The organism is Actinomadura physcomitrii (assembly GCF_008923205.2).
Taxonomy (GTDB): domain Bacteria; phylum Actinomycetota; class Actinomycetes; order Streptosporangiales; family Streptosporangiaceae; genus Spirillospora; species Spirillospora physcomitrii.
In genome coordinates, this window is record NZ_WBMS02000029.1 from 67,385 (window position 1) to 79,568 (window position 12,184).

Here is a 12,184-nt window from a genome sequence, read left to right on the forward strand (position 1 = left end):
GGCCGGGGCGGCGGTCAGAGCTCGACGCACTCCATCGACGCGTCGGCGATGCGGCGGGCCGGCGCCTCCCAGCGGCGGCGCAGCTCCATCAGCACCCGCTGGCCGCGGACGGCGGGCCAGCCCTCCGGCAGGTGCTCCACCGGAAGCCGCGGGTCGGCGCGGACGAGCTCCAGCCACTCGGCCGACATCCACAGGTAGCGGGCCAGGGCGTCGGGCGCGTCCGGCAGCGGGTCGGGGCGGTCCCAGCGGCGCAGGAAGGCCCGGTGGCCGGCGGCGAGGGGGCCGAGGTCGAACGCCTCGCGGAGCATCGCCGGGACGTCGGTCGGCGGCCGCGCCGGGCCGGTGAACACCTTGAGGCGCCCGTCCAGGCCGAGCCCGCCGACGAGCGCGGGGACGTCGACCGCCGACGGCGCGATCCAGGTGCCGTTGCCGAGCGACCCGAACCCCGCCCAGGCCAGCCGGGCGCGCAGGTCGTGCCGGACGCGGCGCCAGGACTCCGGCAGCGAGAACGCCAGCACCGTCCACGTTCCGTCCCAGTCGGTGTTCAGCACGCCGCGCCGCCAGACCCGGTCCTCGCCGTCGAGCAGGATCGCCTCGCAGCGCGGAGTGAGGCCGAAGTGCATGCGGCGGCCCGCGCGGTGCCGCGCCAGCAGCCCGCGGCCGACCATGCGGGCCAGCGTCGAGCGGACGGCGTGCTCGCCGACGCCGAGCCGGGCGAAGGCGTCGATGAAGCTGCCGGAGAACACCGCGACCCGGCGGCCGAGCACGTAGTTGCCGAGGTAGGTGAGCATCAGCGTCCGGGGCCGGAGCCGGGGCGGCGCCTGCTCGCCGTCCAGGGCGTCCGCCGCCGCGTCGCCCTGTCGTCCCATCCGCCCGGCTCCCGTCGTCCCGCCGCGCAGCGCGGCCCCGGAGGCCCGGGACCTCGATGTTCGGCACAAGCTTGACCGCTGTGAAGCCTACGCCTAACTTCAGGCCTGATGCCCGAGAGGACGGCCCGCATGCCCGACGACGCCTCCGGCGCGGCGTCGCAGGAGCACGGCGCCGTGCCCGCCGGCCGCGCCGTGCCCGGTCGGCGCCCCACCGTGACCAGCCGGGTCCTCGGCATCCTCGGCGCGTTCACCCCCGAGCGCCCGGCGCTGACCATCACGCAGCTCGCGCGCCGCGCCGGGCTGCCGCTGTCCACCGCCCACCGGCTCGTCGGCGAGCTGGCCTCCTGGGGCGCGCTCGAACGCGACGACGCGGGCCTCTACCGCGTCGGGCTGCGGCTGTGGGAGGTCGGCGCGCTCGCGCGCGGGCCGGCGCTCCGCGAGGCGGCGATGCCGTTCCTGGAGGACCTGTACGAGGCCACCCACGAGAACGTCCACCTCGCCGTCCTGGACGGCCTGGACGTCGTCTACATCGAGCGGATCTCCGCCCGCGACGCCGTGCACGTGTTCTCCCGCGTCGGGGGCCGCTGGCCCGCGCACGCGACCGGCGTCGGCCTCGCCATGCTCGCGCACTCCGACCGGGACCTGCAGGAACGGGCGATCGCCGGGCCGCTGCGCCGCTTCACGCGACGGACCATCGCCACCGGGCCCGAGCTGCGCCGCGCCCTCGCCGAGGTCCGGCGGACCGGGGCCGCGGTCAGCGACGGGCAGGTGGAGACGTTCGCGATGTCGGTCGGCGCGCCGGTGTTCGGCCCGGACGACGCGGTGGTGGCGGCCGTCGCGGTCGTCGTCCCGGCGTCCGGCTGGGAGGCGCGCTCGCTCGTCCCGGTCGTGCGGGCCGGCGCCCGGGGCATCTCCCGCGCGCTCGGCGCGCCGCGCGCCCTGCGGCCGCCGGAATCGGCGATGCGCGAGGTCTGACCCACGTCCGGGCGGCCCGCCCGCGGGTTCTTCCGCTGGACGGAATCGGGGTGGCCCGGGCTCACGGGCGGCGGCGAGGGTCGTCCCCACGATCCTTCGCCCACCCCGAAATGGAGCAGCCCATGGCCGTCGCACGCGACCAGTGGTACGTCGCCGCCTACAGCGAGGAGGTGGGCGAGGGACTGCTCGCCCGGACGATCTGCGGGGAGCCGCTCGTCATGTACCGGACGGGGGCGGGCCGGGCCGTCGCGCTCGCCGACCGCTGCGTGCACCGGCGCTTCCCGCTCTCGCGGAGCAACCGCGACGGCGACCGGATCGTCTGCGGCTACCACGGCTTCACCTACGCGCCCGACGGGGCATGCGTCGCGGTGCCGGGGCAGACCCGGATCCCGCGCACCGCCCGCGTCCCCGCCTACCAGGTCGTCGAGCAGGACTCCCTGGTCTGGGTGTGGATCGGCGACGGGACGGGCGACGCCGCCGCGATCCCGCGCGCCCCCTGGCTGACCTCGCCGGACTATGTGACCGTCCGCGGCATGGAGCCGCTCGCCGCGCGGTACGAGCTGCTCGTCGACAACCTGCTCGACCTGTCCCACGAGACGTACCTGCACGCCGGGTACATCGGCACGCCCGAGGTCGCGCAGACCCCGATCACGACGGAGGTCGACGACGAGGCCGGGATCGTCTACGTGAGCCGCCGCATGAAGGACGTCGAGTGCCCGCCGTTCTACGCGACGTCGACCGGCATCGAGGGCCGCATCGACCGGTGGCAGGACATCGAGTACCACCCGCCGTGCTTCTACCTGCTGCACAGCCGGATCGCGCCGGCCGGCGTGGAGCCCGGACCGGACGGCGACGACCCGCGCGCCTTCCACGTGGAGGTCGGGTACGCGATCGTCCCGGAGACCGGCACGACCACCCACGACTTCTGGTGGGTCGCCCGCGACTTCGCGCTGGACGACGCGGAGGTCTCGCGGTTCCTGCGCGACAGCAACCGGACCGTCGTCCTCCAGGACGTCGATGCCCTGAACGTCCTGGAGACGGTGATCGCCGCCGAGCCCGAGGGCTACCAGGAGCTGTCCATCAACATCGACACCGGCGGGCTGGCGGCCCGGCGCGTCCTGCAGCGGATCACGGGCGCGCGATGAGCGCGGGCCGCCTGCGGGTGGAGTGGTCGCCGGGCTCGGACCGGCTCACCGGCATCTGCCACTGCGGCGCCCGGCGCACCGCGGAGGACCCGGCGGCGATCTGGGCGTGGCTGCTGTCCCACCCCGACCACGACGCCTCATAAGCCGGGGTACCGGGACCGGCCCGGTACCCCGGCTCAGCCGATGTCGCGGCGCCGGAAGCCGAGCAGCGCCGCCGCGGCGACCGCGACCGCGACGGCGGTCAGGGCGGCGACCGGCAGGACGCCGAACCCGCCGCCGGGCAGCTTCGGCGTGTGCGTGAACGGCGAGACGTCCATGACCGCCTGCGGCAGCTTCAGCAGCGGCCCGACCTGCCCGAGCAGCAGGCAGGCGGCGAGCACGCCCCAGCCGGCGGCCGTCGCGCGGGGGAGCAGGCCGAAGACCAGCGCGGTGACCGCGGCGACGACCCACACCGCCGGCAGCTGCACGAGCGCGGCGCCGAGCTGCCGGGGGAGCTGGCCGCCCAGGTCGTGCGTGCGGGCGCCGTGCACCAGCCCGACGGCGAGCCCGCTGAGGCCGAGCAGCACCGCCGTGCCCGCGACGGTGACGGCGAGGTTCGCAGCGGCCCAGCGGGTCCGGCCGACGGCGGCCGCGAGCACCGGCTCGAGGCGCCCGCCGCTCTCCTCCGCCCGCATCCGCAGCACGCCCTGCACCGTGAAGGCCGACGCGAACAGGGCCATCAGGCCCATGGCGGTGGCGAGGAACGCGTCGGCGAGGTCCTGCTGCCCGCCCATCTCGCGGATGTCGTCGAGGACGGCGTCGCTGCCGTTGACCAGGTCGCCGACGCCGTCGGCGACGCCGCCGATGGCGAGCCCGTACACCAGGAACGCGGTGGACCAGCCGAGCAGCGTGCCGCGCTGCAGCCGCCACGCCAGCGAGAGCGGGCCGCGCAGCGACGCCGCCGCCCTGGCGGGGCCCGCCGACGGGGAGATGATCCCGGCGCCGAGGTCGCGCCGTCCGGCCAGCGCGTACGCGGCGGCGGCCAGGACCGCGAACGCCAGGAGCGAGAGCAGCAGCACGGCCCACTGCTCGCCGGCGTGCGGGCGCACCCGCTGGGCCCAGCCGATCGGGGACAGCCAGGACAGCCAGTGCGCGGAACCGGCGTCCGCCACGCCCCGGACCAGGTACGCGGCGGCGAGCACGCCGAACGCCAGCCCGTTGGCCAGCCGGGACGTCTCGCCGAGCTGCGCGGTGACGGCGGCGACCCCGGCGAACACCAGGCCCGCTCCGAACCAGGACAGCCCGAACGCGACCGACCCGGCGGCCGGCAGCCCGAACAGCAGCATGACGATCGCGGCCAGGGCCGCCGCCGTCGCGGCGGCCGTCACGGCGGCGGCGAGCGCGGCGGTCAGCGGGGCGCGGCGCCCGACGGCGGCGGCGCCGACCAGCTCCAGCCGGCCCGTCTCCTCCTCGGCGCGCGTGTGCCGGACGACGAGCAGCACGCACATCACGGCGGTGAGCGCGGCGCCGGTCGTGCCGACGCGCCACGCGCTGACGCCCGCGGCCGTGTGGCCGTTCAGCACCGGCCCGTACAGCGCCCGCATGGACGGGTTGCCGTTGATGCCGCGCGCGAAGCCCTCCAGCGAGGCGGGCGTGTCGTACCCGTTCTTGAAGCTGTAGACGGTGCTTGCCACCAGCGCGGTCAGCAGGTAGAGCCAGGACGGCACCATCACGCGGTCGCGGCGCAGCCACATCTTCAGCAGCGTGCCCGCGCCCGCGAGGCCGCCGTCCCCGCGGGCGGCCCGCGCCCGGGGCCGCAGCGTCGTGGCGGTCATGCCACGCCGCCTTCCTGCAGGGCCGCACCGTCTTCCCGGAGCGCCCGCCCGCCGTGGTCGTCCTCGTAGTGCCGCAGGAACAGCTCCTCGAGCGTGGGCGGCCGGCTGGTGAGGGACCGGACGCCGATCTCGGTGAGCTGCCGGAGCGCGGCGTCCAGCTCGGCCGTCTCGACCTCGAAGGAGATGGTGTCGCCGTCGATGCGCACGTCGTGCGCGCCGGGCAGCGGGACGCCGTCGGGCGGCCCGGCGAGCTCCGCGCGGATCGACGTGCGGGTCAGGTGGCGCAGCTCGGCGAGCGTGCCGGTCTCCACCGTGCGGCCCTTGCGGATGATGGTGACGCGGTCGCAGAGGGCCTCCACCTCGCTGAGGATGTGGCTGGACAGCAGGACCGTCCGGCCGGCGCGCCGCTCCTCCCGCACGCACTCCTGGAACGCCTCCTCCATGAGCGGGTCCAGGCCGGACGTGGGCTCGTCGAGGATGAGCAGCTCGGCGTCCGACGCGAACGCCGCGACGAGCGCGACCTTCTGCCGGTTGCCCTTGGAGTAGGCGCGGCCCCGCTTCCTCGGGTCCAGCTCGAAGCGGTCGAGGAGGTCGGCGCGGCGGCGGTCGTCCAGCCCGCCGCGCAGCCGCCCGAGCAGGTCGATGACCTCGCCGCCGGACAGGTTCGGCCACAGCGTGACGTCGCCGGGGACGTAGGCGAGGCGCCGGTGCAGGGCGGTCGCCTCCCGCCAGGGGTCCCCGCCGAGCAGCGCGGCGGTCCCGGCGTCGGCGCGCATCAGCCCGAGCAGGACGCGGACGGCGGTGGACTTCCCGGCGCCGTTCGGGCCGAGGAAGCCGTGCACCTCCCCGGACGCCACGCGCAGGTCGAGCCCGTCGAGCGCGCGCGTCCGGCCGAACGTCTTGACCAGGCCGTCGGCCCGTACAGCGTCAGTCATCCCAGCCTTCTTTCATGGGCCTTCCTCGGTGGGAGCGCCGTTCCCGGCGCGGGCGGTGCGCCCGAAACCTTCGCTCTCGTACGCCCGCATCGCGGCGCGGGCGCGCGCCGCGAGGTCCCGGCTGAGCAGGCGGTCGTCGATGATCTCGAAGAGGGCGTGGCGCAGCCGCAGCGAGCCCTCGGGGGTGAAGGTGTCGACGCCGAGCACCCGCGACAGGTGCTCGTGCAGCACCTCCATCCCGATCGTCATCGCGACGAGGGCGGCGGAGTAGGCGTGCACGTCGGTGGTGGCGGGCGCGTTCACCCCGGGTGGCAGGTCGGCGGCGAAGTAGGCCTCGGTGGTGTCGACCAGGTCGTCGAACACCCGCGCGGCGGCGGGGGAGCCGTCGACGAGCGCGCGGGCGAGGTAGCGGCGCACCGGCAGGTCGATCCGCATCGCCTTCGCCAGGAACCCCGGGTCGCCGATCCCGTCGATCTTCTCGGCGCTGAGCCGGCGGATCGTGTCGAGCGCGTAGGCGTCGCACGCCTCGCGGAGCTCCTGCTTGGAGCCGAAATGGTGCTGGACGAGCCCGACCGAGACGCCGGCGGCCTCGGCGATGCCGCGGAACGTGGCGCCCTTCATGCCGTGCTCGGCGAACATCTCCAGCGCGGCGTCCCTGATCCGCGCCCGCGCCGTCAGATCCTCCGCCGCGGGGCCCGGCTCCGTCACGCTCCACCTCCCATACAAACGTTCAGTCTCCAATACGCATGTATACCATACGCGTGTATTGGTGCGGGCTCCGGGTCGGAAGATGGGAGGGGTGGAAGCGGTGAGTTAGCTTAGGCTAGCCTTATTAACTGTGCTGTCCCTCGCGCGGAGAACCCCCCGCACACCCCCGGCGGAGGAGGCCGCCGCGCCTCCCGCCCGGCGTCCGGCGGGCCGCTGGGCCGGGCTCGGCGCCCTCGCCGTCCTCCTGCTGCTGGCGGCCGCGGCGAGCCTCGCCGTCGGCGCCGAGCACGTCCCGCTCGGGAAGGTCGCGCCGGCCGTGCTCGCGCCGGACGGGTCGCGGGACGCGCTGATCGTGCACGAGCTGCGGCTCCCGCGCACCCTGCTCGGGATCGGCGCCGGCGTCGCGCTCGGCCTGGCCGGCGCGGTGATGCAGGCGCTCACCCGCAACCCCCTCGCCGAGCCCGGCCTGCTCGGCGTGAACGGCGGCGCCGCGCTCGCGGTCGTCATCGTCATCGGGGCGCTGCGCGCCGACGACGTCCTGGTCTACGTGTGGGCCGCGTTCATCGGCGCCGCCGGCGCCGCGGTGCTCGTCCACACGATCGGCGCGCGCGGGCGCGGCGGTGCCTCGCCCGCCCGGCTGGTGCTCGCCGGCGCCGCCGTGAACGCCGTGTTCAGCGCGCTGACGGCCGGCCTGATGCTGCTCAGCCCGCGCGCCTTCAACGGCTTCCGGTTCTGGCAGGTCGGCACCCTCGCCGGGCGGGACACCGCGGTGTTCGTCCGCGTCCTGCCGTTCATCGCCGCCGGGACGGTCCTCGCGCTGCTGCTCGCCCGGCCGCTGAACGCCCTCGGCCTCGGCGACGAGGCGGGCCGCGCGCTCGGCGCGCACCCCGGGCGGACGCGGGGGCTCGGCGCCCTCGCGGTCGTGCTGCTGTGCGGGTCGGCGACCGCGGCCGTCGGGCCGATCACGTTCCTCGGCCTCGCCGTCCCGTACGCGGTCCGCGCGCTCGTCGGGCCCGACCAGCGCTGGGTGCTGCCGTACTCGATGCTGCTCGCGCCCGTCGTGCTGCTCGCCGCCGACATCGCCGGACGCGTCGCCGCGCCGGGCGAGCTGCAGACCGGGATCGTCACCGCGTTCCTCGGCGCGCCGCTGTTCATGCTGATCGTCCGGCGGGGAAGGACGCGTGAGCTGTGAGCCGCGTGGTGCGGGCCGGCGGGGTGTCGGTGCGGTGGGAGCCGCGGGCGGCGCTGGTGTGCGGGCTGGTGGCGCTGGTCGCGGCGGGTGCCGCGGTGCTCGTCGTCGGCTCCGGCGAGTTCCCCGTCCCGCCCGCCGACGTGGTGCGCTCGCTCATCGGGCAGGGCGACGCGGCGACCGACTTCATCGTCCGGACGCTGCGGCTGCCGCGCGCCGTCACCGGGCTGCTGGCCGGGCTGGCGCTCGGCATGAGCGGCGCGATCTTCCAGAGCATGTCCCGCAACCCGCTCGGCAGCCCCGACCTCATCGGCTTCACCACCGGATCGGCGACCGGCGCGCTGCTGCAGATCCTGGTGTTCGGCGGCGGCGCGGTCGCGATCACCGTCAGCTCGGTCGCGGGCGCCTTCCTCACCGGGGCGGGCGTCTACCTGGTCGCCTACCGGCGGGGCGGCGGCGTGCACGGCGTCCGGCTGGTGCTGGTCGGCGTGGCCGCCGCCGCGATGCTGGAGGCGGCGAACTCCTACCTCATCACCCGCGCCGAACTGCGCGAGGCGTACGAGGCCGCGTTCTGGCTGACCGGGAGCCTGAACGGGCGCGGCTGGGCGCAGGCGACGCCGCTCGCCGCCGCGCTCGCGGTGCTCGTACCCGCGGCGCTGCTGCTGTCCCGCCCGCTCGGCATGGGGGAGATGGGCGACGACGCGGCGCGCGCGCTCGGCGTGCCCGTCCAGCGGACGCGGGCGCTGCTGACGGTCGTGGGCGTCGGCCTCGTCGCGGCGGCGACCGCGGCCGCCGGGCCCGTCCCGTTCGTCGCGCTCGCGGCGCCGCAGCTCGCGCGGCGGCTGACGCGGCGTCCCGGTGTGCAGCCGCTGCCCGCCGGGCTGACCGGCGCCGCGCTGCTGGCCTGCGGCGACCTGATCTCGCTGCACCTGCCGGTGGCGATGCCGGTCGGGGTGGTGACCGGCGTGCTCGGCGGCGCCTACCTGGCCTGGCTGCTGCTCGCGGCCGGGCGCCGGACGGCCGCCTGACCGCCCCGCGTTGACGCCGGACCGGCAATCAAATTAGGTTAGCCTTACCTAAGTTGAGGGGGTTCCGTGCTGACGCGAGAAGAGCTGCACGCCGCATTGACCGAGGTGCTGGGCGAGGAGGCGGGACCGGGCGACAACCTCATCGAGCTCGGGATGGACTCGATCCGGCTCATGCAGCTGACCGGCCGGCTCCGCCGCCGCGGCGTCGAGGTGCGCTTCGCCGAGCTGGCCGAACGGCCCACCCTCGCCGGCTGGTGGGATCTGCTCGCCGAGCGGGGCCAGATGGAGGCCCGCCCGCCCGGACCCGCGCCCGAGCCCGACGAGGGCGCACCCGGCGAGGGCGAACCCGACGGCCCGTTCCCGCTCGCCCTCATGCAGCACGCGTACTGGATCGGCCGCGACTCCGGCCAGTCGCTCGGCTCGGTCGCCGCGCACCTCTACGTCGAGCTGGACGGCCGCGCCATCGACCCGGACCGGTTCGAGGCGGCCGTGCGCGCGCTCGCCGGACGGCACCCGATGCTGCGCGCCGCGTTCGGCGACGACGGGACGCAGCGGATCCTGCCCGAGCGGCCCGGGCCCGCCGTGACCGTCCACGACCTGCGCGGCGCCGCCGACCCGGGCCCCGAACTGGACCGGATCCGAGCCGAGATGTCGCGGCAGCGGCTGCCCATCGAGGACGGCCGCGTCTTCGACGCCCGCCTCAGCCTGCTCCCCGAGGGCACCGCCCGGCTCCACCTGGACGTCGACATGGTCGCCGCCGACGCGATGAGCTACCGCGTCATGCTGGCCGACCTCGCCGCGCTCTACGCGGGCGAGACCCTCCCCCCGATCCGCTACGGCTACGCCCGCTACCTCGCCGACGACCCGCGCGCCGCCGCCCGCGAGCAGGACCGGCGGTGGTGGGCCGAGCGCCTCGCCGACCTGCCCGGCCCGCCCGAGCTGCCGGTCGTCCCCGAACCGGGCGACGAGGTGGAGCGGCTGCACCACTGGCTGCCGCCGGAGGGCAGGGCCCGGCTGATCGCCCGCGCGCACGCCGCGGGCGTCACCCCCGCGATGGCGCTCGCCGCGGTGTTCGCCGAGGTCATCGGCGCGTGGTCGGCGACGCCGCGGTTCCTGCTGAACCTGCCGCTCTTCCACCGCGAGCCCGTCCACCCGGACGTGGACTCCGTCGTCGGTGACTTCACCGGCTCGATCATGCTGGAGGCCGACCTCACCGAGGAGCTGCCGTTCGCCGCGCGCGCCCGCGCGCTGCAGGCGAACCTGCACACCGCCGGCGCGCACAGCGACTACTCCGGCCTCGAGGTGCTGCGCGACCTGTCGCGGCTGCGCGGCGAGCAGGTCCTCGCGCCGATCGTCTACACCAGCGCGCTGAACCTCGGCGAGCTGTTCGGCGACGCGGTCCGCGAGCGGTTCGGCGAGCCCGCCTGGATCATCTCGCAGGGCCCGCAGGTGCTGCTGGACGCGCAGGTCACCGAGGTGTCCGGCGGCCTGCTGCTGAACTGGGACGTCCGCCGCCCCGCGTTCCCCGACGGCGTCGCCGAGGCGATGTTCGCCGCCTACACCGCCGCGATCGCCCGGCTCGGCGCGGACGGCGCCGACTGGGACGTGCCGCTGCGCATCGGCGCGACGCCGGAGCAGATGCGCGTCCGGCGCCGCCTCAACGCCACCGAGGCACCGCCGCCCTCGACCCTGACCAGGGGCTTCTTCGAGCACGCCCGCCGCACCCCTGACGCCCCCGCGCTGCACTGGGGCGACGGCGGCACCCTCACCTATGCCGAACTCGCCGACCGGGCGCTGCGCATCGCCGCCGCACTGGCCGCGCAAGGCGTCCGCCCGGGGGACCGGGTGTCGATCGAGCTTCCCAAGGGCCACGGGCAGGCCGCCGCCGCGCTCGGCGTCCTCGCCGCGGGCGCCGCCTACGTGCCCATCGGACCCGAGCAGCCGGCGGCCCGCCGCGAGCGGATCCGCGCGGGCGCCGCCGTCGCCGCGTCCATCACCCCGGCCTTCGAGCCCGCCGCCGAGCCGCTGCCGGAACCGGTCGCGGTCCAGCCAGGCCAGATCGCCTACGTGCTGTTCACGTCCGGTTCGACGGGCGAGCCGAAGGGGGTCGAGGTCTCGCACGGCGCCGCGATGAACACCATCGGCGACCTCGTCGGGCGCTTCGCCCTCGGCCCGGACGACGTCGCCCTCGGCGTCTCCGCGCTCGACTTCGACCTGTCGGTGTTCGACCTGTTCGCCCCCTGGACGGCGGGCGGCGCCGTGGTCGTCCCGGACGAGGACGAGCGGCGCGACGCCGCCCGCTGGCACGCCCTCGCCGCCCGGTGGTCGGTGACGGTGCTGAACAGCGTCCCGTCCGTGCTGGAGATGCTGCTGCGGTCCGGGCCCGTCCCGTCGCTGCGGCTGGTGCTGCTCGGCGGCGACTGGGTCGGCACGCACCTGCCCGGGCTGCTCGCCGAGCGCGCGCCGGGCGCCCGGTTCGTCGCGCTCGGCGGCACCACCGAGACCGCGATCCACTCCACGGTGCAGGAGGTCGCGGGCGAGGTCCCGGCCGACTGGCGCGCCGTCCCGTACGGGGTGCCGCTCGGCGGCGTCGCCTGCCGCGTCGCCGACGACCTGGGCCGCGACCGCCCCGACTGGGTCGCGGGGGAGCTGTGGATCGGCGGCGCGGGCGTCGCCGACGGCTACACCGGCGACCCGGAGCGCACCGCCGACCGGTTCGTCGTCCGCGACGGCGTCCGCTGGTACCGGACCGGCGACCTCGCCCGCTACCGCCCGGACGGCACGCTGGAGTTCCTCGGCCGCCGCGACCAACAGGTGAAGGTCCGCGGCTTCCGCGTCGAGCTCGGCGAGGTCGAGGCGGCGCTGGCCGACCACCCGGCCGTCGGGCGCGCCGTCGCGCTGCTCGCCGGGAACCGGCTGTGCGCCGCCGTCACCCCCGGCGGCGTCCCCGCCGACGCGGTGCTGGCGCACGCCCGCGGCCTCGTGCCGCCGCACATGGTGCCGGAGGTGCTCGTCCCCGTCGCCGAGCTGCCGCTCACCGCGAACGGCAAGGTGGACCGCAAGGCGCTCGCCGCGCTCGCCGCCGCCGAGGCCGGCGAGGACGCCGCCCCCTACGCCGAGCCCGCGACGTCCCTGGAGAAGGTGCTGGCCCGGATCGCCGCCGAGGTCCTGGGGAGGGAGCGCGTCGGCGCGGACGCCGACTTCTTCGCCCTCGGCGGCGACTCCGTCCTCGCCACGACCGTGGTCGCGCGGCTGCGCGAGGCGCTGGACACCTCCGTGCTGCCGGTCCGGGTCCTGTTCGCCGAGCGGACGATCGCGCGCATCGCCCGCCGCTTCACCGAGCTGGAGGACGCGCCCGGCCGCCTGGAGGCCGCCGCCGCCATCCGCCTGAAGATCGACGCGATGTCCGACGACGAGGTCGAAGCCCACCTCGCCGGCTGACCGCCAGCGTCGACTTGCGGCGAGTCGTCGTTGTTTGTAAGAGGTATTAGACGACAGACCCGCCCAAAAGCGTGGGGGGG

Annotated in this window: 10 protein-coding genes; 6 read left to right on the top strand and 4 right to left on the bottom strand. The window is 76.2% G+C overall.

Annotated elements, in window-relative coordinates; all coding sequences use genetic code 11:
• Positions 1-14 precede the first annotated feature (14 nt).
• On the bottom strand, positions 15-869 hold the full coding sequence (locus tag F8568_RS30750; RefSeq protein ID WP_202125552.1) for a PaaX family transcriptional regulator: 855 nt from the start codon (positions 867-869) through the stop codon (positions 15-17).
• 108 nt (positions 870-977) lie between these two features.
• On the opposite strand from F8568_RS30750, the gene F8568_RS30755 reads away from it, so the two are divergent.
• The 3 genes from F8568_RS30755 (at position 978) to F8568_RS47105 (ending at position 3,132) form a co-directional block, all read left to right on the top strand.
• On the top strand, positions 978-1,844 hold the full coding sequence (locus F8568_RS30755; RefSeq protein WP_202125553.1) for an IclR family transcriptional regulator: 867 nt from the start codon (positions 978-980) through the stop codon (positions 1,842-1,844).
• A gap of 122 nt (positions 1,845-1,966) precedes the next feature.
• Positions 1,967-2,989, top strand: coding sequence for an aromatic ring-hydroxylating dioxygenase subunit alpha (locus F8568_RS30760; protein ID WP_151597188.1), 1,023 nt, complete (start codon positions 1,967-1,969; stop codon positions 2,987-2,989).
• A complete protein-coding gene (locus F8568_RS47105; protein WP_202125554.1) occupies positions 2,986-3,132 on the top strand; it encodes a hypothetical protein in 147 nt (48 codons plus the stop codon). Before F8568_RS30760 ends, F8568_RS47105 begins: the two co-directional genes overlap by 4 nt.
• A gap of 33 nt (positions 3,133-3,165) precedes the next feature.
• On the opposite strand, the gene F8568_RS30765 is transcribed toward F8568_RS47105, so the two are convergent.
• The 3 genes from F8568_RS30765 to F8568_RS30775 are packed head-to-tail and all read right to left on the bottom strand — an operon-like array spanning position 3,166 to position 6,446.
• Positions 3,166-4,803 carry an ABC transporter permease gene (locus tag F8568_RS30765; protein WP_151597189.1) on the bottom strand — a complete coding sequence of 546 codons (1,638 nt, stop codon included), beginning with the start codon at positions 4,801-4,803 and terminating at the stop codon, positions 3,166-3,168.
• Positions 4,800-5,738 (bottom strand): ABC transporter ATP-binding protein, encoded by a 939-nt coding sequence (locus F8568_RS30770; RefSeq protein ID WP_151597190.1) that lies wholly within the window; start codon positions 5,736-5,738, stop codon positions 4,800-4,802. The genes F8568_RS30765 and F8568_RS30770 overlap by 4 nt, the downstream gene beginning before the upstream one ends.
• Before the next feature lie 12 nt (positions 5,739-5,750).
• Positions 5,751-6,446 carry a TetR/AcrR family transcriptional regulator gene (locus tag F8568_RS30775; RefSeq protein ID WP_328601100.1) on the bottom strand — a complete coding sequence of 232 codons (696 nt, stop codon included), beginning with the start codon at positions 6,444-6,446 and terminating at the stop codon, positions 5,751-5,753.
• 130 nt (positions 6,447-6,576) lie between these two features.
• On the opposite strand from F8568_RS30775, the gene F8568_RS30780 reads away from it, so the two are divergent.
• The 3 genes from F8568_RS30780 to F8568_RS30790 all read left to right on the top strand — a co-directional run bounded on the left by F8568_RS30780 (position 6,577) and on the right by F8568_RS30790 (position 12,104).
• On the top strand, positions 6,577-7,638 hold the full coding sequence (locus tag F8568_RS30780) for a FecCD family ABC transporter permease (protein ID WP_328601101.1): 1,062 nt from the start codon (positions 6,577-6,579) through the stop codon (positions 7,636-7,638).
• The gene (locus tag F8568_RS30785) at positions 7,635-8,663 is read left to right on the top strand and encodes a FecCD family ABC transporter permease (RefSeq protein WP_151597191.1); all 1,029 of its coding nucleotides are present in this window, start codon (positions 7,635-7,637) and stop codon (positions 8,661-8,663) included. The genes F8568_RS30780 and F8568_RS30785 overlap by 4 nt, the downstream gene beginning before the upstream one ends.
• Positions 8,664-8,729: 66 nt before the next feature.
• Entirely contained in the window at positions 8,730-12,104 is a 3,375-nt protein-coding gene (locus F8568_RS30790) for a non-ribosomal peptide synthetase (RefSeq protein ID WP_151597192.1), read from the top strand.
• Positions 12,105-12,184 lie beyond the last annotated feature (80 nt).